This is a genomic window from Cypionkella sp. (assembly GCF_036782355.1).
In the GTDB taxonomy this organism is placed as follows: Bacteria; Pseudomonadota; Alphaproteobacteria; order Rhodobacterales; family Rhodobacteraceae; genus Cypionkella.
This window is the reverse complement of the sequence record NZ_DAIPZF010000003.1, coordinates 94,669-121,108: the sequence shown is the minus strand read 5'-3', so window position 1 is coordinate 121,108 and position 26,440 is coordinate 94,669. Positions and strand designations below refer to the sequence as shown.

Below are 26,440 nucleotides of genomic sequence, written 5' to 3'. Positions count from 1 at the left end.
GGTTGCTGCGAGAACGGTGGTAGCAAGAAGAATCTTTTTCATAGGTTTCCCTCGTTTGTCTAAAGGTGCGGCCCAGTCCAGATCAATCCGAATTGGGTATGCCGCTATTTCACCCCTGCGGCCCTTGATTGCAACTTCAACACGCAGCTTGGGGCGAAACGTGGCGGCATTGGTGCAGTCTTGCCACAGTCGGCTTTTGGCGATTTTCGGCGAAAACCCCAAGATTGGCGTGTGATCGCGGGGCGCAGGGCGGCGCAAGGCCTGAAAACCCTTGGCAGTGCCATCCCCCTCGGCTAGACAGGATTTGTGCGACTTTGGGGGACTTGATGCGGTATAATCGCCTTTACACGACTATAGTAGCCTCGACGTTGATGGTCAGCCTAGGCGCCTGCGGGGGTGGATTATCCAGTGCAGGCAGCGGGTTGTTCAGCCGAAAAGCCCCGACAGCCAGCAGCCTTGAGACCCGCGAGGCAAATCGCGCCCAGACTGCTGCGGTGAACAAGGCCACGGGCGAAGTCACCACGCAGTCGTCGTTCTTTGACTTGTTTCGCAAGTCGGACAACCCGAATTCGACGGTAAACGTCAATAAATACATCTGGAGCGCGGCGCTTGAGGTGCTGAACTTCCTTCCTGTCGAATCGGTTGACCCCTTTAGCGGTGTGATCGTGACGGGCTTCGGCACGCCTCCGGGTGGGGGTAAGGCTTACCGCGCGACGATTCTGGTGAACGATCCGGCGCTCGATGCGCGGTCTTTGACCGTGTCGATGCAAACGCGCGGCGGTGGTGCGGTGGCGCCAGAAACCCTGAAAGCGGTCGAAGACGCGATCCTGACCCGGGCGCGGCAGTTGCGAATTCAGGATTCCAAGCTGTAATCCACCAGCGACACTAGACCTTTGCAGGCTTGGCGGTGTATTTGCGCCAAGCAATTGCTTTATGAGGCCTGTCATGTCGCGCTACGACCCGAAATCCATCGAACCGAAATGGCAGACCGCTTGGGATGACGCCGGCGTCTTTACCGCCCGCCATGATCCGGCCAAGCCGAAGTATTATGTCTTGGAAATGTTCCCCTATCCCTCGGGGCGCATTCATATGGGCCATGTGCGCAACTATACCATGGGCGATGTGGTGGCGCGCTATAAGGCCGCGCAGGGGTTTTCGGTGCTGCACCCAATGGGCTGGGACGCCTTTGGCATGCCAGCCGAGAACGCGGCGATGGAACGCGGCGGCCACCCCAAGGATTGGACCTACGGCAATATCGCCGACATGCGCGCGCAGATGAAGCCGCTGGGCCTGTCGATTGACTGGAGCCGCGAATTCGCCACCTGTGATCCTGAATACTACGGCAAGCAGCAGGCGATGTTCATCGACATGATGGCCGCTGGTCTGGTCTACCGCAAAGCCGCGGTGGTGAACTGGGATCCGGTTGATATGACGGTTCTGGCCAACGAACAGGTGATCGACGGCAAAGGCTGGCGGTCGAACGCGCCGGTGGAACGTCGCGAGCTGACGCAGTGGTTCTTTAAGATCAGCGATTATTCCGGCGAATTGCTGGATGCGCTGGACGGTCTGACCAATTGGCCCGACAAGGTGCGCTTGATGCAGGCCAATTGGATCGGCAAATCGCGCGGCCTGCAATTTGCCTTTAGCACCCATGGCGCGCCCGAAGGCTTTGACCGGATCGAGGTCTATACCACCCGCCCCGACACGCTGATGGGCGCAAGCTTTGCTGCGATCAGCCCCGATCATCCGCTTGCCAAGCATCTGGAACGCCACGACCCCGCCGTTGCCGCCTTCCTTGCTGAATGCCGCAAGGGCGGCACCACCGCCGAGGCGATGGAAACCGCCGAGAAAATCGGCATGGATACCGGCATCACTGTGATGCATCCCTTTGACAACGATTGGCAGCTGCCGGTCTATATCGCCAACTTTGTGCTGATGGATTACGGCACAGGGGCGATCTTTGGTTGCCCCGCGCATGATCAGCGCGACTTTGAATTCGCCAGCAAATACGGCTTGGCGATTGAGCCGGTCTTTGTGGCCGAAGCAGGCGCGCCCGCAGCCCTGACCGAAGCCTTTGTTCCGATGAAATCCGAACGCGTCCAATATATCCGCGGCTTTGCAGGCGCCGAAGTGCAAACCGGCGAAGAGGCAATTCTTGCCGCGATCGAGGCTTGCGAGGCCCGTGGCGTCGGTCGCGGTGTCACCAACTACCGCCTGCGCGACTGGGGCATCTCGCGTCAGCGTTACTGGGGTTGCCCGATTCCGGTGATCCATTGCGATGCTTGCGGCGTGGTGGCCGAAAAGAAAGAAAACCTGCCGGTCGAGCTGCCCTATGATGTCACCTTTGACATTCCCGGCAACCCGCTGGACCGTCACCCGACCTGGCGCAATTGCACCTGCCCGACCTGCGGTGCCCCTGCGCGGCGCGAGACCGACACCATGGACACCTTCATGGACAGCTCGTGGTATTACGCCCGCTTTACCGCACCACATGCGACAACGCCCACCGATCTGGCCGAGGCCGACTATTGGATGAACGTCGATCAATATATCGGCGGCATCGAACACGCGATTTTGCACCTGCTGTATTCGCGCTTCTTTGCCCGCGCGATGCATGCCACAGGCCACCTGCCCGCCAAGGCGATTGAACCCTTCAACGCGCTGTTCACCCAAGGCATGGTGACGCATGAGATCTACCAGACCCGCGACGCCAAGGGCCGCCCTGTCTATCACCTGCCCGAAGATGTGACCGAGGGCAAATTGGCCGATGGCACAGCGGTCGAGATCATCCCCTCGGCCAAGATGTCGAAATCCAAGAAGAACGTCGTTGACCCGATGCACATCATCGAAGCCTTTGGCGCCGATACCGCACGCTGGTTCGTGATGTCTGACAGCCCGCCCGAGCGGGATGTGGAATGGACAGCCTCGGGTGCCGAGGCGACCTTTAAACATCTGTCGCGCGTTTGGGCGCTGTGTTCGCGCATCGGCGACATGCCGGCAGATCACGCAGGTGTCGGCGATACCGATCTGGCAAAGGCCACCGCCAAAGCCGTGGATGAAGTCACCCGCGCGATCGAAAGCTTTGCCTTCAACAAGGCGATTGCCACGCTTTACGGCTTTACCAATACGCTGGCCAAAGCCAATGCCTCGACCCCCGCGATGAAACAGGCGATCCGCACCATGGCGCAGCTGATGCAGCCGATGACACCGCATATGTCCGAATCGATCTGGTCGTATCAGGGCGGCGAGGGGCTTTGCGCCCGCGCGCCTTGGCCTGTGGCTGATCCGGCGCTGCTGATCGACGATACGGTGATCCTGCCAATCCAGATCAACGGCAAGCGGCGGGCGGAAATCAGCGTGCCGGCCGATATGCCTGCATCCGAGGTTGAAAAGCTTGCGCTGGCAGACGAAGCTGTGGTGAAGTTTCTGGGCGGCGCTGCCGTCAAGAAAATCATCGTTGTTCCGGGCCGTATCATCAATGTTGTTATTTAACCGACGTCTGGTTTTGGCTTTGCCGCTGGCTGTTATGGCCTGCGGCTTTACGCCCGCCTATGGGCCAAAGGGCCCAGCGGCGGGCCTGCAAGGCAGCGTGTCGGTGCATTCTCCGGCTGATAAGAACAGCTTTGATCTGGTCGAACGGCTGGAAGAACGGCTGGGCCGGCCGCGCGCTGTGGCCTATGATATGACCTATTCTATCGCCACCTCGGCGGTGGGGGTGGGGGTAACGCCCGACAATGCGATCACCCGCTATAATCTGAATGGCAGCATTGATTGGTCGCTGACCGCGCGGGCCTCGGGGGCAAGGGTCACCGGCGGGCAGGTGCACAGCTTTACCTCTTATTCTGCCACCGGCTCGACCATCGCAGGCATCGCCGCCCAAGAAGATGCCGCGCGTCGGCTGATGCGACTGCTGGCCGATCAGATTGTTGAACGGATGCTGGCCACCTCGGGCACTTGGGCGCAATGAAACTCGCCGGAGCCGAGGCCAGCCGCTATTGCGCCAAACCCGATCCTGCCCGCGCTGGCCTGCTGATTTTCGGCGCCGATACCATGCGCGTGGCCCTCAAACGCCAAGAGGCCATCGCCGCTCTGATTGGCCCGCAGGGTGAAGGCGAAATGCGCCTAACCCGCATTCAAGCCTCTGATCTGCGCAAGGATCCCTCGCTTTTGGCCGATGCCACCCGCGCCGTGGGCTTTTTCCCCGGCCCGCGCGTGGCCTTTGTCGAAGACGCCACCGACGGGCTGACCGCCACCATCGCCGAAGCCTTGCAAGGCTGGCAAAAGGGCGATGCGCAGATCCTTGTTGCTGCTGGCAATCTGACCGGCAAATCCACGCTGAAAACCCTGTTCGAAAAGCACCTGAACGCCGTCTGCATCGGCCTTTACGACGACCCGCCAACCCGCGATGAGATCGAGGCCGAACTTGCCAAAGCCGGCCTCACCCAGATCTCGGCCGAAGCGATGACCGATCTGACCACCCTTGCCCGTGCGCTTGACCCCGGTGATTTTCGCCAAACCTTGGAAAAGATCGCGCTCTATAAATATCGCGACCCAAATCCGCTGACACCACAAGAAATCCACGACCTTGCCCCCGCAACCATCGAGGCCGAAGTCGATGATCTTCTGGCCGCCGTCGCCGATCAAAACGCAAAGGCCATCGGCCCCCTGATGCGCCGCCTCGAAGGCCAGGGCGTCGCCCCTGTCACCCTCTGCATTGGCGCGCTGCGGCATTTTCGCGCCCTGCATGTCGCCGTCACCGATCCGGGCGGCATCTCTGCCGGCCTGATGAAAGCCCGTGTCTTTGGCCCCCGCCGCGATGCCATGCAACGCCAAGCCGGCAATTGGGGCATGCATAAACTCGAATCCGCGCTCAGCCTGCTGATTGAAACCGATATGACCCTGCGCTCTGCCTCCCGCGCGCCGACAATGGCGGTAATGGAACGCAGCCTGCTCCGCCTTGCCATGATGAAACGGTGATCCCGATGTATACGCTTGTTGGCTCAGCCAAAAATCGCTCCGCCCGCCCGCTTTGGCTACTCGAGGAAATCGGCCTGCCCTTCAGCCATATCCCCGCCAATGCAGGCTCACCCGAAGCCCGCGCTCATAGCCCAAACGGCAAACTGCCGGTGCTGATCACCGAAGGCCAAACCATCAGCGATTCCACCGCGATCATGACCTATCTGGCCGACAAACACGGCTGCTGCACCGCCCCCGCAGGCAGCCTCGCCCGCGCCGCCCAAGACAGCATGACGCAGTTCCTGCTCGATGAATTCGACGCCCTGTTGTGGACCGCCGCGCGCCACAGCTTCGTGCTGCCCGAAGAACACCGCCTGCCCGCGATCAAAGACAGCCTGCGCTGGGAATATGGCCGCAGCCTCACGCGCCTGGCCGACCGGCTGCAAGGCCCCTGCCTCATGGGCGCAGACTTCACCCTGCCCGACATCATCGCCACCCATTGCCTCGGCTGGGGCGCGATGATCAACTTCGGCACTCCCGAAGGCGCACTGGCCAAATACTTTGCCGCCCAACGCGCCCGCCCCGCCTTTATTCGCGCCATGGCCCGCTAGGCTTTCATCTTGGCCTAAATATCCCACGGGGGAGGCTGCAAGGCCGCAGGTCTTGCAGCCTGGGGGTGTGAAACCCCCAATTCCCCCCAACCCCCGGACACACCATGACCCAAACACCGCTGCAAGCCTTCCTCGCCCCACTCGCGAAACTGGCGCTGAAACACCCCGAGATCGAAGCCGAGGTGATCTGGGCCAAAGATGGCCTCTGGCAGGCCCAGGACGACGAGGCCGAATTCCTTGATGGCGAAGAGGTGCCCTATTACGCCGAAGGCCTGCTGCTCGAAGGTTTTCATCTGCACTATCAGATCCTGGCCGAGGCCGATGCGCCCAAGCTGCCCGTCCATATCCGGCTGTTCTTTTGGCAAAACACCGCTCCCGCGCTGCCGCGCCCCGAAGCCGATCTGGCGCTTCTAGCCTCGGGTATTTGGCCTGCCTAGACGCCTTTCGGCGGTTCTGGGTTGGCAGGAACGGGGTTGGTAGCAACGGGGCTGGCCTGATCCGCGACAGGCTGTTCCGAGCGAATTTTGCGAATGATATCAGCCGCCCAAATCCGCGACAGCGCATGATACAAAGGCTCGGGGGCGATCAACCGCGAGGTGCCATAGCCGATCATCGCCGCCGCCATCACCGGCACCACATTCTCGTGGTTGCCGGTCATCTCGACAATAATCACAAAGGCTGTCATCGGCGCTTGCACCACACCGGCGAAATAGCCCGACATCCCCAGCACCGCCGCAAGCCCCGCACTCGACCCCATCAGCGCCCCGATCACTGACCCAAGCCCAGCGCCAACCGCAAGCGAAGGCGCAAACAACCCCCCCGGGATCCCCGAGACGGTCGAGGCCAGCGTCACCACGAATTTCCCGATGAAAAAGAACCAAGGCAGCGATTCCCCTTCCACCGCGCCGCGCGCCTGCACATAGCTGGTGCCAAAGGTCATGCCGCCCGTCGCAATGCCAACAATCGCGATCAACAGCCCAGCCGCCGCCGCCACAGCCGCAACTTTGCCAATCTTTTCCAACTTGACCCGCCGCAGCCAGCGCACGACCAACAGCGTCAGCTTGCTGAACAGCGCTCCGCAAATGCCACCCGCAACGCCGCAAGCAACCACCAAGCCCCAGTCCGAAGGGAAATGCGCAATCTCGCGGGTGATGCCAAAATAGGTATAAGACCCCGTCAGCCCCAAAGAGGCCACACCGGCAATAATCACCGCCGAAAGCACCACGCCATTGGTGCGCGCATTATAGCTGCGCCCCATCTCTTCAATCGCAAAAACAATCCCCGCCAAGGGCGTGTTAAACGCCGCCGCAATTCCCGCCGCCGACCCCGCAAGGATCAGCCCCTTGGCATGGGCCATGCCGCCAAGGCGTGCCGACAACAGCATCAGCGAGGCGCCGACCTGCACCGTCGGCCCCTCGCGGCCAATCGAGGCCCCCGAGGCCAGCCCGACAATCGTCAGCACAATCTTGCCCAGCACCAGCCGCATCGACAAAAGATAGCTGCGCTCGTGGTCGTTGCGCAGATGCCGCGCCGCAATCGCTTGCGGAATCCCCGAGCCCTGCGATCCTGGAAAATAGCGATCCGCCGTCAGCGCGCAAATCACCATGCCAACAGGCGTAATCACCAAGGGCAACCACATGTTCCAACCATGTCCGCCGGTGACTGCAAAGAACAAACCCTGTGCTTCATCCGCCATCACCGCAAAGCCGGCCGAGATCACGCCGGTCATCAAAGCGCCCGCCCAGAACACCAAACGCGACTTCCACAGCCGCGACGAGGTTATCAGCGCCGATGATCGCCGCATCATGCCCCTGCGAAATGCTCTGTGCGCCCTCATGCTTGGCCCTCCTGCTCTGCCTTGGGCATGCTACGCAAGTCCACAGGTCGCAACCCCAGATGCGGCGTTTTATGGGTATTTCGACGACATTAGCGTGGAAATCCTGAAAGAAAGCCTTGCTTTCACGCTCTTGGCCTTGCCAGATAGGCAGATGAGCCAGACCTATGCCGCCCTCAACCTTGCCTGTGCAGCCCTTGGAACGCGCCTGTTTACGGTGACGGTGCAAGACTTGACACAAGACGTCGCGCGCCGCGCCTTTAGCTCGCATCCGGTCGAATATCCGGTGTCGGGAACCAAACCGCTGACCCGCGACGGCTGGTATGACCATTGCATCACGGGCCAACAAACCTTTGTCGCCAATACCACGCCCGAATTCGCCCGCTATTTCTTTGACCATGCGCTGATCACATCGCTTGGGCTTGGCTCTTGCATCAATATTCCGGTAGTGCAGGACGGCACGGTGCTGGGCACGGTCAATCTTTTGGCCGAAGAGCACCACTTTACCCCAGACCGGCTTGCCGCCTATCACGCCTTGACGCACAGCCATCACGCGGCGCTGGTGGCAGCGATGCTGGCCGGCTAAAGCCGCAGCGCCATATCGCGATGCGCGATGCCGGCATCGTCATAAATCGGGCCAAAGGCCTGAAACCCCAGTGCCTGATAAAACCCAAGCGCATGGGTCTGCGCGCCAAGCCTGACCTCGACCACGCCCTCAATCTGCGCAAACCGCGCCACAGCCGCGCGGATCAGCGCCGCGCCAATGCCTTGGCCCCGCGCCGCGCGCAGCACGCAAACCCGCCCGATCTTGCCATAGCCATCACCCAGCAGCAGCCGCGCCGAGCCTGTGGCTTGACCCTCGACCCTGGCCAGCAGATGGATCGCATCCTCGTCGCACTCGTCAATCTCATCCGCCTCGGACACGCCTTGTTCTTCGATAAACACCACGCGGCGCAGCGCGCGGCAGGTGGCAATATCGCGGGTTTCTTCAATCAGCAGCGTCACGCGAAATAATCCCGCAGCACCCGCGTATAGATCGCCTTCAGCGCGTGAATCTGCGCCACTTCGACCCGCTCGTCGACCTGATGCATGGTCTTGCCGACCAAACCAAATTCAACCACCGGACAATGATCTTTGACAAAGCGCGCATCCGAGGTGCCGCCGCTGGTCGAATAGCTTGGCACAACGCCGGTTTCCGCCTGCACCGCGCGCGCCACCAGATCCGAAAACGCCCCCGGCGGCGTCAAAAAGCTTTCGCCCGAGATTTTCACCCGCATCTCGATCAGCACCCCGGTTTCGGCCTGCACTGCTGCGGCGTGATCGCGCAGCCAGTCGGTCAGCGAGGCCCCGGAATGCGCGTCGTTAAAGCGGATATTGACCGTCGCACGCCCCTTGGCAGGGATCACATTGGTCGCCAGATTGCCGCAATCAATCGTGGTGATCGCCAGCGTCGAGGCATCGAAATGCGCGGTGCCCGCGTCCAGTGGCGCCTGTTCTAGCCGCGCCATCAGCTTGACCAAGGCGCTCATCGGGTTCTTGGCGCGGTGCGGATAGGCGGAATGGCCCTGCACCCCCTCGGCGGTGAAATAGCAGGTCATGCTGCCGCGCCGACCGATCTTCATCATCTCGCCCATCACATTCGGGCAGGTGGGTTCGCCCACCAGACAATGCGTCATGCGCTCGCCATTGGCGGCCATCCAGTCCAGCAGGGCAACGGTGCCGTCCTCGGCCACATCTTCCTCGTCGCCCGTGATCGCCAGCACCACCGCGCCATCGGGCGGGGTGTCGCGCACGAAATCCACCGCCGCCGCCGCAAAGGCTGCAACGCCCGATTTCATATCGGTCGCGCCGCGGCCATACATCCAGCCATCGACAATCGCAGCGCCAAAGGGGTCTTGGGTCCAAGCCGCCACATCGCCCACCGGCACAACATCGGTGTGGCCGTTAAAGCCAAAGGACTTATTCGCCCCCCGCGCGCCCCAGCGGGCATAAAGGTTGCAAATCCCGCCACGATCCACCCGCGTGCAGGCAAATCCCGCTTCTGACAACAATGACTCGAGCCGCACCAGCGCGCCACCTTCGGCAGGGGTCACTGAATTGCAGCGGATCAGATCGGCGGTCAAAGCAACGGGATCGATGGTCATCATGCAGGCCTTTCAGGCGGTTTCGGCTTTGAAATAGCCAGTCGCGGCCCAGCTTGCAACGTTTCTGCTGGCCAAACCCGCAGGGCGGGCGCTGCGCCAAAGCCACCCGCCGGTAGGTTGCCACGCATTTAGCTAAAATTGTGACTAGCCTAAAGATTAATTTTGCTTCATACTTTTGGATAATTATAAGTCCTGAGGCAGGGCAAACGCTGGGCCAACGCGCCCGAACCGAGCAGTTTTCGACAGTCGCAGCATGCGATCAACGGCGTTTTGTGCTGTCTCCAAGACATTTGGAGGCGGAAAAGTGGCGACAGGCGCCGAGTCAACCTATCCCTCAGACGCCTCTGGCGCGCTGAAACCAAAGCAAGCAGCTTGTGCAAACGCAGGCTGGCTGGCTTTGTCGGATAAGGGCATTCTGGACAACAGCCGCCTGAGCGACATCCTGCATCGCGGCCAATTCGTGATCGAAATGACAATGCCGTTGCAAGAGTGGGTTGTCCTGCTGGAGCATCACTCGAATGTCGGCTGGCCGCGCACCTTTACCTTGATGTTTGACCCCAAGATTGGCTTTGTCATCGCACATCGACAGGGCGAACGGCTGGTGCGGCATCTGCTGCCCGGCCCGCTGCCTTCGGGGGTAGGCCCTGGTCGACTCACCTTTGACTTTGACGCGCCTGCGCGCCGGTGGAGCCTGCGGTTTGAATATCTTTTGGGTGAAGAGCCGCAGCAGATCAGCAGTCGCGGCCTTGATCCGCTGCCGCTTTTGATCGGCGATATCGCAGCACTTTGCACCACGCCACGCGCAAGCAGCCCAACGCTTTGGTTCGGCGCAAGCTTTGGCAAAACCCTGCCGACCTCGGCGCCTTGGATCGGCCTGCGTACCGAGGTTGAAACCAGCCTTGGCCCGATTGCTGCGGGCAACCTGCGGCCGGGGGATGTTATCATGACGCTGGATCAAGGGCCGCAACCGTTGCTGGCCTGTCAGCCACTATCACTGCCGGCGCGTGGCAGCTTTGCGCCCGTACTGCTGCGCGCGCCCTATTTCGGCCAGCGCCAAGACATTCTGGTCTCGGCCGATCAGCTGATCGCGATTGGCGGGTTGGAGACCGAATATCTTTTTGATCAAGACAGCGTCTTGGCACCTGCCGCAACTTTGGTTGACGGGCGCATGGCCCTATCAGACGACCGTCGCGCGGTGACAGGGGCGGTGGCGCTAAAACTGCCGACACCAGCCTTGATTATGACCGACGGCTGCGTGCTGGCGCTGGGGCATGACCCCGCGCGCGATTTGCCGCTGCGGGCGCTGAAATCCTATGAGGTGCTTACGCTGATGTCGCTGTTGGGCCGGAGTGCGCGCTATGCAGCCTAATCGAAATAGGGCGTCATCTGCGCAACAACCACTGAATTCTCGGCCAAAGCCCGCTCCATCAGCGCGCGCTCTTCGGGATCAATCTCGTCGCCTGACTCAAGCCTTTCGTCCAAAGTGCCATAGCCCGAGACATCCAAAGGCGCCAAATCCGCCTGTTTTAGAATCGCAACGGTCTCTCGCACCGCTTCGGCCTCGTCTACTCCGCTGGCATAGCACATCAGCGCGGCGCCCGTTGATTTGTCGGGCAGGCCATCCCCAGGTTTGCGGCCAACCTCGACCACCAATGTATAAACCTGCTGTTTGCTCTCTGTCTGTGCCATCCTGCCGCCCCTTATCTTTGCCGCGCAGACCTTGCGCGGATCGCACGCCAATGCAAGCTGCATTGGCCAAAACGCCTTGGCAAAACCTGCTGGGCTTGCTGAAAAAACCTAAAACTTTACCCCCTAAGTTTATCTTAACTAACCTAAAGCATACAGATTCCAACCCAATGCCACAGCGCGATTGGCCTTATTTTGTGCTTTATTCCAACAATAATCAGTGTTTCGTAAGAGGTTGCTATGTCCGCTATTTTCTCGCCATTGTTTGATGACGCTACGCTTGCATTGGGCCAGTCTTTTACGATCACTTCGGGGATCGCTGCTGGAACCACTTTGCTCACCCAATCCGGAATTGTCCCTGTTGAAAGCATCGCTGTCGGCGATAAAGTCATCACGCGTGACCGTGGGCTTCAGCCGGTGCGCTGGGTTGGCGCATGGCAGTTCTTCAACCAAGCAGATGCCGCAGCCGTCCACTTTGCCGCAGGCGCGATGGGCAACCACGAGGCGATTACCCTTGCACCACAAACCCGCGTGTTGATCCGCAGCGCCATGGTCAAGGCGCTGTATCGCGAGTCGGAAGTTTTTGCTCTGGCAGGTGATCTGGTCAATGGCACCACGATTTGCAGCGTGCAGGACTTTGCGCCGATCACCATGGTGCAAATGCTGTTCGATCATCACGAGATTTTGCGCGCCAATGAGATGGAGGTCGAAAGCCTACATCCAGACCGCGCCTTTGCACATCAGCTTGACGAAGACACCAAATCTGAAATCGACCGGATTTTGCCGAAAACCTCGGCCACCGCGCGGCAAAGCCTTGGGCAGACCGAACGCACCTGCCTGCAACGCGCCCAGTCGCGGATGTTCTGCGCCTCGCGCTGAACCCCGCAGCAGATTAAAAAAGGCCGCCAAGACTTTGGCGGCCTTTTGCCTATCTGGGCTGCGGCCTAGTCGCGCAGCAGCTCGTTGATGCTGGTTTTGCTGCGGGTTTGCGCATCGACCTTTTTCACGATCACCGCGCAATAAAGGTTCACGCCGTTCTTGCTGGGCATCGAGCCTGCAACCACAACCGAACCGGCGGGCACTTCGCCATACATCACAGCCCCGGTGTCGCGATCAACGATCTTGGTAGACTGGCCGATAAACACGCCCATGCCCAGAACCGAACCTTCGCGGATGATGCAGCCTTCAACCACTTCGGACCGCGCGCCGATAAAGCAGTTGTCTTCGATGATCGTCGGCCCCGCCTGCATCGGCTCTAGCACGCCGCCAATGCCCACACCGCCCGACAGATGCACGTTCTTGCCGATCTGCGCACAAGACCCAACCGTGGCCCAGCCATCCACCATCGAACCTTCGCCAACATAGGCGCCGATATTGACGAAAGACGGCATCAGCACCACGCCCTTGGCGATATAGGCAGAGCGGCGCACAATCGACCCCGGCACGGCGCGAAAGCCAGCGGCGCGCCAATCGGCCTCGGTCCAGCCCTGAAACTTGGACGGAACCTTGTCCCACCAATTGGTGCCGCCATTGCTGCCCGAGATTTCATACATATCGGTCAGGCGGAACGACAACAGCACCGCCTTTTTCGCCCATTGATTGACATGCCAATCCGCGCCGCGCTTTTCCGCCACCCGCAGGCTGCCGGAATCAAGTGCGGTCAGGGTCGCCTCGATGGCGTCGCGGGCCTCGCCTTTGGTGGTCACAGAGATGCTGTCACGCGCCTCCCAAGCGGCTTCAATCGCGGTTTCAAGTGCTGCGTTCGACATCTGAAATCTCCTGTTTTGCTGCAAGCCCTATAGCTGCGCCAAAGCCGTCGCGCAACATGTCAGCACCTATCCAAGCGCCGCCAAACCCGTTAGGCCTTGGGTCCTGCGTAACTTCAAAAGGTGAACCCGTGTCCAAGCCAGCCAAACCCGCCGATAGCCGCCTGCATCCATTCCGCGATTCCGCGCAGGATATGGCGGCGACGCATCGGCTGCCCGACACGCCGCAGACCCGCGCGCCCGCCTATCGCTTGGCCTTTAACGACGCCGATTTCATGACCCGCGAAGAGCTGCGGCCGGTGCGGTTGCAACTTGAGCTGCTGAAACCCGACTTGATGCTGGACGAGATGGGCATCCGCTCGACCGTGGTACTGTTTGGCGGCGCGCGCATTCCCGCCCCCGAAGCACAGGCGCAGGCTAAGACCCCGGCTTTGGCCGCGCTCTCGACATATTACGCCGAGGCCCGCCGCTTTGCCCGCATCATCACCGAACGCAGCCTGCTGTCAGATTGCCACGAGAACGTGATCTGCACCGGCGGCGGCCCCGGCGTGATGGAGGCCGGAAACCGAGGGGCTGCCGATGCGGGCGGCAAGTCGATTGGCCTGAACATCGTGCTGCCGCATGAACAGGCGCCAAACGCCTATGTCACGCCCGAGCTGTCGTTCAACTTTCACTACTTCGCCATTCGCAAAATGCATTTCCTGATGCGGGCCAAGGCGGTTTGCGTGTTCCCCGGCGGCTTTGGCACTTTGGACGAGATGTTTGAAAGCCTGACGCTGATCCAGACCGGACGGATGAAGCCTATTCCCTTTCTGCTGTTTGGCCGCGCCTTTTGGGAAAAGCTGATTGATTGGCAGATGCTGGCCGAGGCAGGCACCATCAACGCCGAAGACCTGCGGCTGTTTCAATTTGTCGAAACCGCCGAAGAGGCGCTTGCGGCGATGGACGGCTGGGCCGCGCGCTAAAACCGCTCGGCGCGCAGCACCTGCGCATCGGTGACAGAGACCACGCCGATGTGACGCTCGACCACGGCAAAGGCGGCCTGAAGCAGGCCGTCAAGCGCCTCTGGCCGGATCAGGCAGATCACGGCGACCATGCCGGCGCGGCCCAACTGGCCTTCGCGGCTCCATTGCCCCGAACGCCCCGATCCGCCCAGCACCGGCAGCACGGTAAAGCCTGTCACGCCTGCGGTGATCAAGGCATCTGTCAGGCGCGATTCCATCGGGGCTTCGATGATGATCTCGACCCGCTTTGCGGCATGGGTTTGCATGTTAACCTCCGGTCACAGCTTGGGCCACGGCGATGTAAGTCGGAATGCCGAGGGTCAGGTTAAAAGGAAAGGTCACGCCCAGCGACAGCGTCAGCGACAACGCGGGGTTGGCCTCGGGCAGCGCCACGCGCATCGCCGCGGGCACTGCGATATAGCTGGCCGAAGCCGCAAGCACCATCAACAGCGCCAAACCGCCGGTCGACAGCCCCAGCACCAGCCCGACGCCACAGCCGAATGCGGCGCCAATCACCGGCATGATCACGCCAAAGGCGACAGCGCCAACCGACAAGACCCCCTTGGCCCCGCGCAAACCGCGCCCCGCCACAAGCCCCATATCCAGCAAAAACAGGCACAGCACGCCTTGAAACGGCGAGACGATAAAGCTTTCGATCTTGGCCATGCCGCCCTCGCCCGTGGTCAGCCCGATGGCAAAAGCCCCGACCAGCAGCACAATCGAGCCGTTCAGCAAAATCTCGTGCCACAGCTTGGCATCCATCCGCGCGCCAGAACCCGAGCGCGCCACCAGCCACAGCGCCGAGACAATCGCAGGTGCCTCCATCGCGGCGGCAACCGCCACCATATAGCCCTCATAGGCGATGCCCTGCCCGGTCAAAACCGAGGTAGCCGTCACAAAGGTCACAATCGAGATCGAGCCGTAATGCGCCGCCACCGCCGCCGCATCCAAGGCCGACAGCCGCGTGATCGTGCGCAGCAGCGCATAGGCCACCAGCGGCAGGCCAAACGACAGCACCACGCCGCCGATCAAGGTTGCAAACAAATGCCCGTCAAAGCCATGCGCGGCCACGGCGACCCCACCTTTGAAACCGATGGCAAACAGCAGATACAGCGACATCGCCTTTGCCGCCGCCTCTGGCACCGAAAGATCAGATCGCGCCAGCGCCGCCGCAAGGCCCAGCGCAAAGCACAAGATCATTGGGGTCAGCAGGTTTTGCCCTGCCAAGGTCAACATCTGGGTCATTCAAGCCTCTGATAAAAGGGAAACGCGCTTAAACGCCGACAAAGCCTTCGCGGGCGGGGTCGTATTGCTCCAGCTCGCCCTCGCCGGTATTGGTCCAAAGCCCGTGCAGCGTCAGGCGGTCATCTTCGACAGCTGCCTTCACAAAGGGGAAGGTCATCAGGTTTTCCAGACTGACCAGCACGGCTTGTTTCTCCAAGGCGGGCAGAATTTCGCCCGCTGGCATGCCCTCTACGCGCTGATAGCCCGGCCGCAGAATATCCATCCAGCGGCCGACAAAGCTTGATTTTTCCAGAAGTTCCGGCGCATCGCCGCAGCACATGTCATGGCACCCTTTGACGCCGCCGCAGTTGGAATGGCCCAGCACCACAATATGCGCCACCCCCAGCGAGGTGACAGCATATTCCACCGCCGCCGAAGTGCCATGGTATTCGCCATCCGGGTTATAGGGCGGCACCAGATTGGCAACGTTACGGTGAATAAAGAACTCGCCCTCATCCGCGCCAAAGATCGAGGTCACATGCACACGGCTGTCACAGCAGGAAATCACCATAGCGCGCGGATGCTGGCCGCTGCTGGCCAGACGACGATACCAGGATTTGTTTTCCAGATAGGTCGTGGCTTTCCAACCCTGAAACCTTTGGATCAAATAAGCGGGTAAGGGGCGCGCATGGATCATGATCATTATCCTGATTTGAAAAGCGTCCCCCCAATTATGCTGCAATCGCAGAAAATTCGAGAGGTTAATTTCAGCCAAGGCAACCTTTTCTTCAGCACGACATGGCATCTTCAGCTTGGGTGAGACGAAAGGGTGTGTAATGACGAATATTGTGATGCTGCGACCCAAAGAACGGGTGCAGCAAAATGTGGAACCTATTGCAACGATCTACCGCAATCTGGGCACCAGTTCAGCCGAAGGTGTGGTCACCCGCGCCTTGGGCGAATTGGCGCTGGCGATGTCGGGGCTGGCCGAACAGGTGCGCAGCCATCAGATGAGCGATCTGGCGCAGCAGTTCCGCCGCTTGGGGCGGATGGCGGAAAACCTTGGCATGGTGTCTTTGGCAACAGTGGCAAGTGATCTGACGATCTGCCTGCACCGCAGCGACGCCACCGCCTTTGCTGCGGTCTGGGCACGGCTGTTGCGGATTGCCGAATGCTCACTGGCCTGCGAAACCGATCTTATGGATAAGACGCTGCTCTAAGGCGGGCTCTTGCAGCGCGGCTCAGAAACGCTAGGCTTTGGGCAGTTCTTGAAGGATGCCGCATGCAACCGCTTTTTGCTGACCCGACCGCGCCAAGCCTGCCGTTACAAATTGTGCCAAGCGACAGTTTGGCAGAGTTTTTGGCCAACCAACCCGCGCCGATCCGCGCTTGGCTGGAACAGTCGCGGTTTAAGGCCGCTTTGGGCGATATCCGTCTGATCCCCGGGGCAGATGGGGTGGCAGGGGCGGTGGTGGGCTTTGGCACGCCGCAAGCCCGCGCGCGGCTGCGCTTTGGTCTGGCCAAAGCGGTGGCCAGCCTGCCCTTAGGCGCTTGGCGAATCGAGGGCGATTTGACCCCCGCCCAGCGCGACGAGGCCGCCTTGGGCTGGCTGTTGGCGCAGTACCGCTTTGGCCGCTATCGCAGCACCGCCCCCGAACCGATGCCACAGCTGATCGCACCTGCCGGCTGCGATCTGGCCGCCTTGCAAGCCATGGCAGCGGGCGAGTTTCTGACCCGCGATCTGATCAACACCCCCGCCGCCGACATGGGGCCAGACGAGCTTGCAACCGCGATGGCCGATTTGGCGCAGCGATTTGGCGCAAGCTTTACCGCCATCACAGGCGAGGCTTTGCGAGAGCAGAACTTTCCGATGATCCACGCGGTCGGTCGCGCCTCGCCGCGCGCGCCGCGCCTGTTGGACCTGCGCTGGGGCAGTGCTGGGCCGCAGCTGACCTTGGTTGGCAAGGGGGTCTGCTTTGACACTGGCGGGCTGAACATCAAGCCTTCGGCGGGCATGGCGCTGATGAAGAAAGACATGGGCGGCGCGGCGACGGTCTTGGGTCTTGCGCAGATGATCATGCAGCTTGGCCTGCCGCTGCGGCTGCGGGTGATCGTGGCGGCGGTAGAAAATGTCATCTCGGGCAATGCGCTGAAACCAAAAGACATTCTAACCTCGCGCAAGGGGCTGACGGTCGAGGTGAACGACACCGACGCCGAAGGCCGCTTGGTCTTGGCCGATGCGCTGGCCTTGGCCACCGAAGAGCCTTGCGATGTGCTGATCTCGATGGCGACGCTGACGGGGGCGGCACGGGTCGCCGTGGGGCCAGACCTTGCGCCCTATTACACCGATGACAGCGCGATGGTGCAGGCGCTTGAGGCCGGCGCGGTTGCGGGCTTTGATCCGGTGTGGCGGCTGCCGTTTCACACCCCCTATGAGGCTGTGATCGAACCCGGCATTGCCGATCTGGACAATGCGCCGGGCTATGGCTTTGCGGGGTCGGTGACGGCGGCGCTGTTCCTGCGCCGCTTTGCCGATCATCCGCGCTATATGCATTTTGACATCTACGGCCATATGCCCGCCGATGCCCCCGCACGGCCCAAGGGCGGCGCGGGCCAAGGCGCGCGGGCGCTGCTGGGCGCGCTGCCCGCGATGTTGGGGCTGTGATGGACCGCCGCCTGACGCCCTTTAGCGGCCGCATCGCGCATATCTCGCTGCAAGGCCAGATCGCGGCCGAAAGCTTTACCGCAGGGCAATTGCGCCAGATCACCTTGCCCTTGGTCGATCTGCTGTCCGCACCAAATGGCGCGCGCGACCGCCAGCTTTGGCAGGGCGAGGGCTTTACCGTGATTGATCAGCGCGACGGCCATGCCTTTGGCTTTGCGCAAAAAGACGGCTATTGCGGCTGGCTGCCAATCGCGGCCTTGGGCGACAGCGCGCCGACGCATTGGCTGGCCGCCCCTGCCAGCCATCTTTACCCCGAACCACGGGTGCAAGCGCGCGAGATCACCAGCCTGCCGATGGGCGCAAAGCTGCAAGTGCTGGGGCAGACGGGAAGCTTTGCGCAGACACCGCAGGGGTTTATCCCCGCCTGCCACCTGCTGCCCTTGGGGCAATATCTGCCCGATCCGGTCGCCGTGGCCGAAAGCCTGCTGGGCAGCCCCTATCTTTGGGGCGGCAATTCGCGAGCGGGGATTGATTGTTCGGGGCTTGTGCAACTGGCGCTGGTGGCTTGCGGTCTGCCTTCGGCTCCAGATGCCGATTTGCAGCAAAGCCTTGGCCAGCCGCTGACCGAAGACGCGGCCTTGCAGCGCGGCGATCTGCTGTTCTGGAAAGGTCATGTCGCGATGGTCGTTGATGCGGCGCGGCTGATCCACGCCAATGGGCACACCATGTCGGTGGCCTATGAAGACACCGCCGCCTGCATCGCGCGGATTTTGGCGGCGGAAGGCAAGCCCGTCAGCCATCGCCGCAGGATTACTCTACGGCGCGAATAAGCTTTTTCTCAAGCACCCGCAGCACTTGGCCCAGATCATTGCCGCGCCGCAGAATATAGCCGTCCATGCCGACCACAGAATAAAGCCCCTGCTTGTCACGCAGCTTGGGGCGCTTTTCGATGCGGTAGAGCGGCGATTCCGCAAAGCGGCGAAACACCGAAAACACCGCCGCCTCGCGCAGAAATGAGATGCCATAGTCGCGCCATTCGCCAGCCGAGACGAACTGCCCGTAAAGCCGTGTCAACGCGCCAAGCTCTTTGCGATCAAAGGTAACCTGCTCTTGCGGGCTTTCAGGCGATGGGAAAGGAGTTGGCGTTTGTAACGTCATGGTAAAAGTCTACGCTGGCTTTGCAAAAAATCAAGCACCGCAGTTTTGCCGCAATAAGACCCTTTTAAAACCACCGGAACTTCAAAAACCCGCCGCCATTCGCCGGCATAAAGATCTCAGTTACAGGTTAACGACCCCGACGGCAGCGACAAAGCCCCCACCGAGTCCTTGCTGTCGGGCCCTGTATAAATCAAAGGCCCCCGCCCACACAGGCGGGGGTTTCTTGATTGGCAGGGCCTAGCAGAACCCCTCTGCCAAGCGCAATTCGCCCACGGAAAAGCCACGGCAATTGATCTGCGGCGCGGGCAATCGCTTTTGTGCCATCGGATGAGCGGCATCCAAAGCACCCAGCTTGGCCAGCAGACTGACCAAAACCGCCTCGGAGGCGCGGCCGTTGCCGTCTTCGATCTTCAGCGCGATGCCCAGTTTTTGTTCGGGCAACATGGCGACAAACACCGCCTCGGCTCCGGTTTTGATCGAAACCTTGCCACCCATCGCCCGCATCAGCTCGGTGCAGGCGCGGCCCTCGCCTGCGACCAGATCAGGATGCGCCGCCATCGCGTCGCGCAGCCGTGCCATCGCGCGCTGACGGCTGTTGCCACCCTCGCGCGCAGCAGCAAAAGCGCCCATCGCGCGGGCAAGCCCCGCCACCGACATCGCAAAGTTTGGCGCCGAACAACCGTCAATGCCGTAGCCTGCCACGCTCTCGCCGGTCACTTCTTCGGTCGCGGCGCGAATGGCGCGCTGCAAGGGGTGGTCAATCTCGGTATATTCCGAACCGCCCTTCAGATGTTTATTCGCGGTCAAAAAGCCCGAATGCTTGCCCGAGCAGTTGTTGTGCAACTGGCAGGGCGCATCATTGGCGCGGATCAGACGGTCGCGCTCGGTGCGGTCATAGGGTTCATGCGAGCCACAGCGCAGATCGGCCTCGCCCAGCCCCAAATCGGCCAGCCAGCGCCCCGCCATATCGACATGCAGATGCGCGCCCTGATGGCTGGCGCAAGACAGCGCGATATGCGCATCGCTTAGACCCGCCGCATCGGCAGCCCCGCTTTCCAGCAGCGGCAGCGCTTGGATCATTTTGCAGGACGATCGCGGGAAGATCACGCGCTCTGGATCACCCCAGGATTGCACGATCTGCCCCGCTTCGTCGCAAATCACCACATGCCCGCGATGGGTGCTTTCCAGCAGCCCCCCGCGCCAAAGTTGCACCAATTCTGCCGCCGCCATGGTCATCTCCCTCACTTATGCGCGATTTTCTGCCCGTTTCGGCCCTGTAGGGCTTTCGCGGATCGTCATTTTCCGGTTAAGCATGGCATATCGAGTGAAAGACGTTCGCGCTATATCAAAAACCGCATCAAGCGGCGATCGGGCGGGCACAGGCAACACGGCTTGGAGGCTGTAACGACATGGCAAACTGGATGACACGCGTAGCGTCAGCTGCGATGATCTCCGTGATCGGAATGGGTGTAGGTTCGGCAGGCTTGGCACAAGACTCCACCAACCGCGTCGCGACGATGACGGATTGGAGCGTTTTCGCCGAAAAAGACCCGAAAGAATGCTGGGGCGTCTCCAGCCCCAAAGAAACCCTAAACACCAAAGACGGCCAGCCAGTTTCGGTGCGCCGCGGCGACATCTTGCTGTTTGTGACCTTTCGGCAGGGCAGCGCTGGCGAGATTTCGTTTTCGGGCGGATATCCCTTTGCGGGCGGCTCGACGGTTAATCTGAAAGTTGATGGCGCGGGCTATGAGCTGTTTACCGATGGTGAATGGGCTTGGTCGGGCAGTGCGGCAGATGATGCGGCGATCCTGACCTCGTTGAAAAAGGGCGCAACAGCGGTGCTGACCGCGCGTTCGGCAAAGGGCACCCAGACCCAAGACACCTTTAGCCTGCGCGGCTTTACCGCCGCGATGGAAGAAGCCGCCAAACAGTGCGGCTAACCCCGCTAAAGCCCAGATTTGAAACGCCCCGCGCATGGCTCGGGGCGTTTTGCATTCCGACAGTTCCGTTTTGCTGCCGAATCCCTTATAGCAACGCTTCCAGCCATAGGATTCTGCCATGACCGCGCCCATCACCCAAGACGTTATGACCATTCCGCGCAAGCTGCCCGAGGGCGGCAAGCCAAATCTGGTCGGCATGACCCGCGACCAGATGCGCGCCGCGCTGATCGAGGCTGGCACGGCAGAAAAGCAAGCCAAGATGCGCGTTGGTCAGGTCTGGCAGTGGGTCTATCACTGGGGCGTGCGCGATTTCGAAGCGATGACCAACCTTGCCAAAGACTATCGCGCGCTTTTGGCCGAGCATTTCGTGCTGGAAGTGCCCGAGGTGGTGACCAAGCAAGTTTCCACCGATGGCACCCGCAAATATCTGGTGCGCATCGCCGGCGGCCACGAGGTCGAGGTGGTCTATATCCCCGAAACCGATCGCGGCACGCTGTGTATCTCAAGCCAAGTCGGCTGCACGCTGACCTGTTCGTTCTGCCATACCGGCACGCAAAAACTGGTGCGCAACCTGACGGCGGCGGAAATCGTTGGCCAAGTCATGCTGGCGCGCGATGATCTGAACGAATGGCCGGTGCAAGGCGCGCCCAAGAACGAGACGCGGCTTGTCAGCAATATCGTGCTGATGGGCATGGGCGAGCCTTTGTATAACTTTGAAAACGTGCGCGACGCGATGAAGGTGGTGATGGACGGCGAGGGCATCGCTCTGGGCCGCCGCCGCATCACCCTGTCGACCAGCGGCGTTGTGCCAGAAATCGCCCGCACCGCCGAAGAAATCGGCTGCCTGCTGGCGGTATCTTTCCACGCCACCACCGACGAGGTGCGCGATCAATTGGTGCCGATCAACAAAAAGTGGAACATCGCCACCCTGCTTGAAGCGCTGAAAGCCTATCCGGGGCTGACCAATTCTGAACGCATCACCTTTGAATATGTGATGCTGGATCATGTCAACGACAGCAAAGAAGACGCCTACCGCTTGGTGGAACTGCTGCGCGGCATCCCCGCCAAGGTCAACCTGATCCCCTTTAACGAATGGCCCGGCGCGCCCTATAAACGATCGTCTGGCAACCGGATCCATGCTTTTGCCGACATCATTTATCAGGCCGGCTACTCCAGCCCGATCCGCACGCCGCGCGGCGAAGACATCATGGCGGCCTGTGGCCAGCTGAAATCGGCCACCGAAAAGCAGCGCAAATCTGCGACAAAAACGACAGTTCAGGGCTAAATCACCTAGGGGTTGTGGGCTGGCGGTCATCCTGCTCTTTTTGTGGTATTTAGCAGGGCGGCATAAAACGAAAAGCTGGCGTCATGGGCTTCAATTCGTTAAGCAGTTGTCAAACTGGGTGTGCAACACAGAACGAACCCAGACGGAACCAGACAACCGGCGCTTTGCCGGCTAGAGGATAGGGCAGTAAGATGGCGGCTTCGGACGATACGCAAAAGCGTTCTGCGAAAGAGTGGGTCTTGGTTCTGGCGAAGTATCGCGAGCCTTCGACCAGCCGCAGCATTTTTGAACTTGTGGCCACTTTGGTGCCTTTTGTCCTGCTTTGGGGTCTGGCTTGGGCGTCTTTGTCGGTCAGCTACTGGCTTGCTTTTGCGATTGCGGCGCTGAACGGGCTGTTTCTGGTGCGGATCTTTGTCATCCAGCATGATTGCGGCCATGCGTCTTATTTCAGCAGCCGCAAGGCTCAGGATTGGGTCGGCCGCTGTTTGGGCGTGCTGACGCTTACCCCCTATGATGTCTGGCGGCGTACCCATTCGATTCACCATTCGCACCACGGCAACCTTGATCAGCGCGGCATTGGCGATGTGCTGACCCTGACGGTCGAAGAATACCGCGCCCGCAGCCGCTTTGGCCGCTTTATGTATCGGCTTTATCGGCATCCGCTGGTGCTGTTTGTGCTGGGGCCAAGCTATCTGTTCATCTTGCAAAACCGCTTGCCGCTGGGGCTGATGAAATCGGGCTGGCGCTATTGGACAAGTGCGATGGGCACCAACGCGATGATCGCGATCATTCTGGGGCTGATCATCTATCTGGGTGGCTTTATGCCGGTGCTGCTGATCTATCTGCCCACCTCGGTGATTGCGGGCACGGTTGGGGTTTGGCTGTTCTATGTGCAGCACCAGTTTGAAGAAACCCATTGGGCCAAGACCGAAGACTGGCAGCTGCATGAAGCAGCGCTTGAGGGGTCTTCGCACTACATCCTGCCGCAGCCGCTGCGGTGGCTGAGCGCGAATATCGGCATTCACCATGTGCATCACCTGTACAGCCGCATCCCGTTTTACCGCCTGCCCGAAGTGCTGCGCGACAATGCCGCCTTGGCCGAGGCGCAGCGCCTGACGGTCTGGGAAAGCTTTAAGTCGGTGAACCTGCATCTGTGGGACGAAAAGCTGCAAAAGCTGCTGTCGTTCCGCGAGGCGAAAAAGCTTTACGATCTGGCCTAAGCCGCGCTTGGCGGCGGGGGTTGCTGCTGCTAACCTTTGGCGATGCTGCTGACCAATGCCCTTGCCCGCAGGCTGTTCCTGCACCGCCATCTGTTGGCAGAGCCTCCGCTTGGCGCGGGCTCTGGTCAGGCGCTGGCCGATCTGATCTCGCAGCTGGGCTTTGTGCAGGTTGACAGCATCAACACCCTGGCCCGCGCGCATCACATGATCTTGTTCAGCCGGCGGCAGACTTACCGGCCCGAGGCGCTAAAGCCGCTGCTGGAAGACCAGCGCCAGCTGTGGGAGCATTGGACGCATGACGCCTCGATCATCCCGATAGCGCTGCATCCGCTGTGGCAGCACCGCTTTGCCCGCGATGCCGAACGGCTGCGCGGCTCTTGGAAGGCGTGGTTCCGCGACGGCTATGAGGCGCAGTTCGACACGATCCTAGATCGGATTGCCCGCGATGGTCCGGTAACCTCGACCGATGTTGGTCAAGGCGAGGCGCGCGGCAAAGGTGGCTGGTGGGATTGGCACCCCAGCAAAACCGCGCTGGAATGGCTGTGGCGCACTGGGCAATTGGCGATCACCCGGCGCGAAGGCTTCCAGAAGGTCTATGATCTGACCGAAAGGGTGATCCCGCAGGCGCATCGCTTGGACACCCCCGACGAAGCCACCATGGTCGATTGGGCCTGTGGGTCTGCGCTGGATCATCTGGGCTTTGCCGATGCGAAAGAGCTGCGCGGCTATTGGCACTGCCTGCGCCCTGACGAGGTGAAGGCTTGGCTGAAATCCGCCCTTGCGCGCGGCGAGATCACCGAGATCGAGGTCGAAGGTGCAGATCTGTCGCGCAAACGCAGCTATGCGCGCCCCGATGTGCTGGCCCATGCCAGCCTTGCGCCCGAGCCAAGCCAGCGTCTACGGCTGCTTTCGCCCTTTGATCCGGCGCTGCGCGACCGCGATCGGGCCGAGTTTCTGTTCGGCTTTCACTACCGCATCGAGGTTTTCGTGCCAGAGCCAAAGCGGATCTACGGCTATTATGTCTTTCCCATTCTGGAAGCCGACAGGCTGGTTGGCCGCATCGACGTCAAGGCGTTTCGGGCTGAAAACACCCTGCGGATCAAGGCGCTTTGGCCCGAGGGCGGCGTGAAATTTGGCGCAGGCCGGCTGCGGAAACTTGAAGCCGAGCTGCAGCGCTGGGCGGCGTTTTCGGGCTGTGATCGGGTCGACTATCAGCCGGGTTGGCTGCGCGAGGGCTAGGCCCGCGCAGCCCGGTTTTGCAGACCTATTGCAAAACCTTGCCCTCGGGCCATGTCAGCTTTTGTGACAGGGTGATCTGCTGTCTCACACCAGCAGCCAAGTCAAACTGCCACGACAGAATGCCACGCTTTCCGTCAAAATCGGTCTCGCTTGGCGCAGGATCGGCGGTAAAGCTGATCTTCAGATCCTCTTGTTCAGAATAGGGAATTTGGTCCAACACCCGCAGCGGCCAAGCCTCGGACGTCAGGTTTTCCACCGTCAGCACTGCGGTTTCTTGCTGCTGCGTCGAGGTCGAAATAAAGCCGCGATCCCCCGTGCTGCGCTCTGGCATCGAGCGTTTCAGCCGCAGCCCTTCAATCGCGCCAAAGCCGATCTCGGCCTTGGCCCCCGCGGCCAGACCGGCAAATTGCACCGACCCCACCAACGCGCTGTCACGATAAAGCGAGGCGGTGCCGGGCAGCAAAATCTCGGGGCTGTCGTTGGTCAATGTCGCCAGCAAAAACGCGCTGCGGTCGCGCGAAGGCACGGCGCGCGCCTCGATGTCAGGCGTCATCGTCAGGCTGTCCAAGGCAAGGCGCAGGTTTTCAACGCCCGAGGCCACTGCAACCGCGCTGGGGTAATGATAGACCACGGTTTCGCCCTGAAGCATCGGCACAGCGGTCAGCGTCATGCCAACCTGCTTTGGCATCGGGGCGGCATCGGCAACCATGGCTTCGCTGCGGGTCGCATAAACCGGCGGCGCGTCGGTTGCAGGATCAAACACCTGTCGCAGATCGGGCCAAAGCGTCGAGGGGTCCGACTGCGCCGAAGGTTGCGCGGTGGACAGGGTCAGATCAACGCCCGCCCAATCTTCGCCGGAATATTGGCTGACCAATACGCCGCGATCTATTCGCAGGCTTGCGGCTTTGCGGTCCAGCGTCATGTCATAGACCGGCGACCAAGTTGCGTTTTGGATGAAATGGCTGACGGTCAAATGCGCCTCGCCCGCCGCAGGCGCGTCGATGGCGACCGAAAGCGCGGTGTAATCGCTGTCACGCTGTGACAGCGCTGCACGGGCTGCGATTGCGGCGTCTAGCAGCTGTTGCGCGGCCTCTGCTGCGGTTTGTGCGGGCGGCAGATCGGCGGCGGCGGCAAGGGCCGCTTGCCGCGCGGCAAGGGTCTGCGCGCCCACAGTTTGCGTCAGCGCTGTCAGGCTTTCGACCGTCAGCGCCGCCCCTTCCGGCCGCAGCGCTGCAAGAAAGGCCAGCTGCGCTTGTGCGGCCTCGACACGGGCGTTGATGGCTGCAACGGCGGCTTGCGCGTCGCGCAAAGCTGCCTTGGCAGCCGTCACATCCGCTGTGGCGGCCAAAAGCTCTGGCGTCTTTGCATCTGATCGCGGCGGCAGACGGTCGGTTCGCAGCGCAAAGGCCCCCAGCGCCAGATCGGGCGAGGTCAGCCGGATCAGGTTAGGCTCGGTGCCCGCGGGCAGATCGGTGATCAAAAGATCATGCGTCCCCGCCGGAGCGTTAAAGCTGACCACGCGCGTCACTTGCGCGCCTTGGGGGTAAAGCGTGACAGCCGTGATCTGGCTTTTGGCAAGGATGGTATCGGCCAAAGCGGGGCAGGGCAGTAAAAGCGCAAGCGTCACAATGCGGTGCATAAAAGCCTCCTGACTATACCGCAAACCTAGTTGCGCCCCGGGGCCTTTGACAAGCAATCTGCGGGCTTG

At 61.1% G+C, this 26,440-nt stretch carries 29 protein-coding genes; 17 read left to right on the top strand and 12 right to left on the bottom strand.

Features of this window, described 5'->3' with window-relative positions:
- A partial coding sequence (locus V7Q10_RS02410; RefSeq protein WP_333867435.1) for a hypothetical protein occupies positions 1-258 on the bottom strand: 258 nt, incomplete at its 3' end.
- Between the two features lie 68 nt (positions 259-326).
- On the opposite strand from V7Q10_RS02410, the gene V7Q10_RS02405 reads away from it, so the two are divergent.
- The 6 genes from V7Q10_RS02405 to V7Q10_RS02380 all read left to right on the top strand — a co-directional run bounded on the left by V7Q10_RS02405 (position 327) and on the right by V7Q10_RS02380 (position 6,004).
- Positions 327-872: a DUF3576 domain-containing protein gene (locus V7Q10_RS02405; protein WP_333867434.1), complete on the top strand. Its 546-nt coding sequence runs from the start codon at positions 327-329 to the stop codon at positions 870-872.
- A gap of 73 nt (positions 873-945) precedes the next feature.
- Positions 946-3,492: a leucine--tRNA ligase gene (leuS, locus tag V7Q10_RS02400; protein ID WP_333867433.1), complete on the top strand. Its 2,547-nt coding sequence runs from the start codon at positions 946-948 to the stop codon at positions 3,490-3,492.
- Positions 3,479-3,967, top strand: a complete 489-nt coding sequence (gene lptE, locus V7Q10_RS02395; RefSeq protein ID WP_333867432.1) for an LPS assembly lipoprotein LptE — start codon at positions 3,479-3,481, stop codon at positions 3,965-3,967. The genes leuS and lptE overlap by 14 nt, the downstream gene beginning before the upstream one ends.
- Positions 3,964-4,977 carry a DNA polymerase III subunit delta gene (gene holA / locus V7Q10_RS02390; RefSeq protein WP_333867431.1) on the top strand — a complete coding sequence of 338 codons (1,014 nt, stop codon included), beginning with the start codon at positions 3,964-3,966 and terminating at the stop codon, positions 4,975-4,977. Before lptE ends, holA begins: the two co-directional genes overlap by 4 nt.
- Before the next feature lie 5 nt (positions 4,978-4,982).
- Positions 4,983-5,567 carry a glutathione S-transferase family protein gene (locus V7Q10_RS02385; protein ID WP_333867430.1) on the top strand — a complete coding sequence of 195 codons (585 nt, stop codon included), beginning with the start codon at positions 4,983-4,985 and terminating at the stop codon, positions 5,565-5,567.
- Positions 5,568-5,671: 104 nt separating this feature from the next.
- Entirely contained in the window at positions 5,672-6,004 is a 333-nt protein-coding gene (locus tag V7Q10_RS02380; RefSeq protein WP_333867429.1) for a hypothetical protein, read from the top strand.
- Here the strand turns inward: V7Q10_RS02380 and V7Q10_RS02375 are convergent.
- Positions 6,001-7,374, bottom strand: coding sequence for a chloride channel protein (locus V7Q10_RS02375; RefSeq protein WP_333867428.1), 1,374 nt, complete (start codon positions 7,372-7,374; stop codon positions 6,001-6,003). The genes V7Q10_RS02380 and V7Q10_RS02375 overlap by 4 nt on opposite strands.
- 181 nt (positions 7,375-7,555) lie before the next feature.
- On the opposite strand from V7Q10_RS02375, the gene V7Q10_RS02370 reads away from it, so the two are divergent.
- Entirely contained in the window at positions 7,556-7,987 is a 432-nt protein-coding gene (locus tag V7Q10_RS02370; RefSeq protein ID WP_333867427.1) for a GAF domain-containing protein, read from the top strand.
- On the opposite strand, the gene V7Q10_RS02365 is transcribed toward V7Q10_RS02370, so the two are convergent.
- Positions 7,984-8,400, bottom strand: a complete 417-nt coding sequence (locus V7Q10_RS02365; RefSeq protein WP_333867444.1) for a GNAT family N-acetyltransferase — start codon at positions 8,398-8,400, stop codon at positions 7,984-7,986. The two genes, V7Q10_RS02370 and V7Q10_RS02365, sit on opposite strands and share 4 nt — an antisense overlap.
- 2 nt (positions 8,401-8,402) lie before the next feature.
- Positions 8,403-9,545 (bottom strand): succinyl-diaminopimelate desuccinylase, encoded by a 1,143-nt coding sequence (gene dapE / locus V7Q10_RS02360; protein ID WP_333867426.1) that lies wholly within the window; start codon positions 9,543-9,545, stop codon positions 8,403-8,405.
- Positions 9,546-9,849: 304 nt separating this feature from the next.
- Between dapE and V7Q10_RS02355 the strand changes: the two genes are divergently transcribed.
- The gene (locus V7Q10_RS02355; protein WP_333867425.1) at positions 9,850-10,914 is read left to right on the top strand and encodes a Hint domain-containing protein; all 1,065 of its coding nucleotides are present in this window, start codon (positions 9,850-9,852) and stop codon (positions 10,912-10,914) included.
- On the opposite strand, the gene V7Q10_RS02350 is transcribed toward V7Q10_RS02355, so the two are convergent.
- Entirely contained in the window at positions 10,911-11,234 is a 324-nt protein-coding gene (locus tag V7Q10_RS02350; protein WP_333867424.1) for a hypothetical protein, read from the bottom strand. The two genes, V7Q10_RS02355 and V7Q10_RS02350, sit on opposite strands and share 4 nt — an antisense overlap.
- A gap of 237 nt (positions 11,235-11,471) precedes the next feature.
- Between V7Q10_RS02350 and V7Q10_RS02345 the strand changes: the two genes are divergently transcribed.
- A complete protein-coding gene (locus V7Q10_RS02345; protein ID WP_333867423.1) occupies positions 11,472-12,110 on the top strand; it encodes a Hint domain-containing protein in 639 nt (212 codons plus the stop codon).
- Between the two features lie 65 nt (positions 12,111-12,175).
- On the opposite strand, the gene dapD is transcribed toward V7Q10_RS02345, so the two are convergent.
- A complete protein-coding gene (dapD, locus tag V7Q10_RS02340) occupies positions 12,176-13,000 on the bottom strand; it encodes a 2,3,4,5-tetrahydropyridine-2,6-dicarboxylate N-succinyltransferase (protein ID WP_333867422.1) in 825 nt (274 codons plus the stop codon).
- A gap of 191 nt (positions 13,001-13,191) precedes the next feature.
- Here dapD and V7Q10_RS02335 point away from each other — a divergent pair, with 191 nt between their 5' ends.
- Positions 13,192-13,962 (top strand): TIGR00730 family Rossman fold protein, encoded by a 771-nt coding sequence (locus V7Q10_RS02335; RefSeq protein WP_333867443.1) that lies wholly within the window; start codon positions 13,192-13,194, stop codon positions 13,960-13,962.
- Here the strand turns inward: V7Q10_RS02335 and V7Q10_RS02330 are convergent.
- From V7Q10_RS02330 to V7Q10_RS02320, 3 genes are read right to left on the bottom strand one after another with little or no spacing between them, the layout of a single operon-like run.
- Positions 13,959-14,267, bottom strand: a complete 309-nt coding sequence (locus V7Q10_RS02330) for a P-II family nitrogen regulator (RefSeq protein ID WP_333867421.1) — start codon at positions 14,265-14,267, stop codon at positions 13,959-13,961. The genes V7Q10_RS02335 and V7Q10_RS02330 overlap by 4 nt on opposite strands.
- 1 nt (position 14,268) lies before the next feature.
- Positions 14,269-15,246 (bottom strand): sodium-dependent bicarbonate transport family permease, encoded by a 978-nt coding sequence (locus V7Q10_RS02325; protein WP_333867420.1) that lies wholly within the window; start codon positions 15,244-15,246, stop codon positions 14,269-14,271.
- A gap of 28 nt (positions 15,247-15,274) precedes the next feature.
- Complete coding sequence (locus V7Q10_RS02320) at positions 15,275-15,922, bottom strand: carbonic anhydrase (RefSeq protein WP_333867419.1); 648 nt, start codon at positions 15,920-15,922, stop codon at positions 15,275-15,277.
- Positions 15,923-16,061: 139 nt separating this feature from the next.
- Between V7Q10_RS02320 and V7Q10_RS02315 the strand changes: the two genes are divergently transcribed.
- The 3 genes from V7Q10_RS02315 (at position 16,062) to V7Q10_RS02305 (ending at position 18,720) form a co-directional block, all read left to right on the top strand.
- Positions 16,062-16,445 carry a hypothetical protein gene (locus V7Q10_RS02315; RefSeq protein ID WP_333867418.1) on the top strand — a complete coding sequence of 128 codons (384 nt, stop codon included), beginning with the start codon at positions 16,062-16,064 and terminating at the stop codon, positions 16,443-16,445.
- Positions 16,446-16,507: 62 nt separating this feature from the next.
- Positions 16,508-17,890: a leucyl aminopeptidase family protein gene (locus V7Q10_RS02310; RefSeq protein ID WP_333867417.1), complete on the top strand. Its 1,383-nt coding sequence runs from the start codon at positions 16,508-16,510 to the stop codon at positions 17,888-17,890.
- The gene (locus V7Q10_RS02305; protein ID WP_333867416.1) at positions 17,890-18,720 is read left to right on the top strand and encodes a C40 family peptidase; all 831 of its coding nucleotides are present in this window, start codon (positions 17,890-17,892) and stop codon (positions 18,718-18,720) included. The genes V7Q10_RS02310 and V7Q10_RS02305 overlap by 1 nt, the downstream gene beginning before the upstream one ends.
- On the opposite strand, the gene V7Q10_RS02300 is transcribed toward V7Q10_RS02305, so the two are convergent.
- Both V7Q10_RS02300 and V7Q10_RS02295 read right to left on the bottom strand, forming a co-directional pair.
- Positions 18,701-19,048 (bottom strand): DUF2794 domain-containing protein, encoded by a 348-nt coding sequence (locus V7Q10_RS02300; RefSeq protein ID WP_333867415.1) that lies wholly within the window; start codon positions 19,046-19,048, stop codon positions 18,701-18,703. The two genes, V7Q10_RS02305 and V7Q10_RS02300, sit on opposite strands and share 20 nt — an antisense overlap.
- Positions 19,049-19,285: 237 nt before the next feature.
- A complete protein-coding gene (locus tag V7Q10_RS02295) occupies positions 19,286-20,278 on the bottom strand; it encodes an asparaginase (RefSeq protein WP_442885805.1) in 993 nt (330 codons plus the stop codon).
- A 179-nt stretch (positions 20,279-20,457) separates the two neighbouring features.
- Here V7Q10_RS02295 and V7Q10_RS02290 point away from each other — a divergent pair, with 179 nt between their 5' ends.
- From V7Q10_RS02290 to V7Q10_RS02275, 4 genes are all read left to right on the top strand, one after another.
- Positions 20,458-20,988 carry an invasion associated locus B family protein gene (locus V7Q10_RS02290; RefSeq protein ID WP_394973624.1) on the top strand — a complete coding sequence of 177 codons (531 nt, stop codon included), beginning with the start codon at positions 20,458-20,460 and terminating at the stop codon, positions 20,986-20,988.
- A 118-nt stretch (positions 20,989-21,106) separates the two neighbouring features.
- Positions 21,107-22,273: a 23S rRNA (adenine(2503)-C(2))-methyltransferase RlmN gene (gene rlmN / locus V7Q10_RS02285; RefSeq protein ID WP_333867412.1), complete on the top strand. Its 1,167-nt coding sequence runs from the start codon at positions 21,107-21,109 to the stop codon at positions 22,271-22,273.
- Positions 22,274-22,464: 191 nt separating this feature from the next.
- The gene (locus V7Q10_RS02280) at positions 22,465-23,493 is read left to right on the top strand and encodes a fatty acid desaturase (RefSeq protein WP_333867411.1); all 1,029 of its coding nucleotides are present in this window, start codon (positions 22,465-22,467) and stop codon (positions 23,491-23,493) included.
- Between the two features lie 42 nt (positions 23,494-23,535).
- Positions 23,536-24,732 carry a winged helix-turn-helix domain-containing protein gene (locus V7Q10_RS02275; RefSeq protein WP_333867410.1) on the top strand — a complete coding sequence of 399 codons (1,197 nt, stop codon included), beginning with the start codon at positions 23,536-23,538 and terminating at the stop codon, positions 24,730-24,732.
- 25 nt (positions 24,733-24,757) lie between these two features.
- Here V7Q10_RS02275 and V7Q10_RS02270 read toward each other — a convergent pair whose 3' ends face one another.
- Positions 24,758-26,371, bottom strand: a complete 1,614-nt coding sequence (locus V7Q10_RS02270) for a DUF4139 domain-containing protein (protein WP_333867409.1) — start codon at positions 26,369-26,371, stop codon at positions 24,758-24,760.
- Positions 26,372-26,440: the final 69 nt, after the last annotated feature.

Coding starts and splice junctions, on each gene's coding strand:
- V7Q10_RS02335 (WP_333867443.1), top strand. CDS start 13,192: ATGGCGGCGACGCATCGGCTGCCCGACACGCCGCAGACCCGCGCGCCC.
- dapD (WP_333867422.1), bottom strand. CDS start 13,000: ATGTCGAACGCAGCACTTGAAACCGCGATTGAAGCCGCTTGGGAGGCG.
- V7Q10_RS02350 (WP_333867424.1), bottom strand. CDS start 11,234: ATGGCACAGACAGAGAGCAAACAGCAGGTTTATACATTGGTGGTCGAG.
- V7Q10_RS02320 (WP_333867419.1), bottom strand. CDS start 15,922: ATGATCCATGCGCGCCCCTTACCCGCTTATTTGATCCAAAGGTTTCAG.
- leuS (WP_333867433.1), top strand. CDS start 946: ATGTCGCGCTACGACCCGAAATCCATCGAACCGAAATGGCAGACCGCT.
- V7Q10_RS02295 (WP_442885805.1), bottom strand. CDS start 20,278: ATGGCGGCGGCAGAATTGGTGCAACTTTGGCGCGGGGGGCTGCTGGAA.
- V7Q10_RS02300 (WP_333867415.1), bottom strand. CDS start 19,048: ATGACGTTACAAACGCCAACTCCTTTCCCATCGCCTGAAAGCCCGCAA.
- holA (WP_333867431.1), top strand. CDS start 3,964: ATGAAACTCGCCGGAGCCGAGGCCAGCCGCTATTGCGCCAAACCCGAT.
- V7Q10_RS02385 (WP_333867430.1), top strand. CDS start 4,983: ATGTATACGCTTGTTGGCTCAGCCAAAAATCGCTCCGCCCGCCCGCTT.
- V7Q10_RS02380 (WP_333867429.1), top strand. CDS start 5,672: ATGACCCAAACACCGCTGCAAGCCTTCCTCGCCCCACTCGCGAAACTG.
- V7Q10_RS02375 (WP_333867428.1), bottom strand. CDS start 7,374: ATGATGCGGCGATCATCGGCGCTGATAACCTCGTCGCGGCTGTGGAAG.
- V7Q10_RS02370 (WP_333867427.1), top strand. CDS start 7,556: ATGAGCCAGACCTATGCCGCCCTCAACCTTGCCTGTGCAGCCCTTGGA.
- dapE (WP_333867426.1), bottom strand. CDS start 9,545: ATGACCATCGATCCCGTTGCTTTGACCGCCGATCTGATCCGCTGCAAT.
- V7Q10_RS02280 (WP_333867411.1), top strand. CDS start 22,465: ATGGCGGCTTCGGACGATACGCAAAAGCGTTCTGCGAAAGAGTGGGTC.
- V7Q10_RS02305 (WP_333867416.1), top strand. CDS start 17,890: ATGGACCGCCGCCTGACGCCCTTTAGCGGCCGCATCGCGCATATCTCG.
- V7Q10_RS02275 (WP_333867410.1), top strand. CDS start 23,536: ATGCTGCTGACCAATGCCCTTGCCCGCAGGCTGTTCCTGCACCGCCAT.
- V7Q10_RS02310 (WP_333867417.1), top strand. CDS start 16,508: ATGCAACCGCTTTTTGCTGACCCGACCGCGCCAAGCCTGCCGTTACAA.
- rlmN (WP_333867412.1), top strand. CDS start 21,107: ATGACCGCGCCCATCACCCAAGACGTTATGACCATTCCGCGCAAGCTG.
- V7Q10_RS02270 (WP_333867409.1), bottom strand. CDS start 26,371: ATGCACCGCATTGTGACGCTTGCGCTTTTACTGCCCTGCCCCGCTTTG.
- V7Q10_RS02405 (WP_333867434.1), top strand. CDS start 327: ATGCGGTATAATCGCCTTTACACGACTATAGTAGCCTCGACGTTGATG.
- V7Q10_RS02330 (WP_333867421.1), bottom strand. CDS start 14,267: ATGCAAACCCATGCCGCAAAGCGGGTCGAGATCATCATCGAAGCCCCG.
- lptE (WP_333867432.1), top strand. CDS start 3,479: ATGTTGTTATTTAACCGACGTCTGGTTTTGGCTTTGCCGCTGGCTGTT.
- V7Q10_RS02315 (WP_333867418.1), top strand. CDS start 16,062: ATGACGAATATTGTGATGCTGCGACCCAAAGAACGGGTGCAGCAAAAT.
- V7Q10_RS02345 (WP_333867423.1), top strand. CDS start 11,472: ATGTCCGCTATTTTCTCGCCATTGTTTGATGACGCTACGCTTGCATTG.
- V7Q10_RS02290 (WP_394973624.1), top strand. CDS start 20,458: ATGGCAAACTGGATGACACGCGTAGCGTCAGCTGCGATGATCTCCGTG.
- V7Q10_RS02325 (WP_333867420.1), bottom strand. CDS start 15,246: ATGACCCAGATGTTGACCTTGGCAGGGCAAAACCTGCTGACCCCAATG.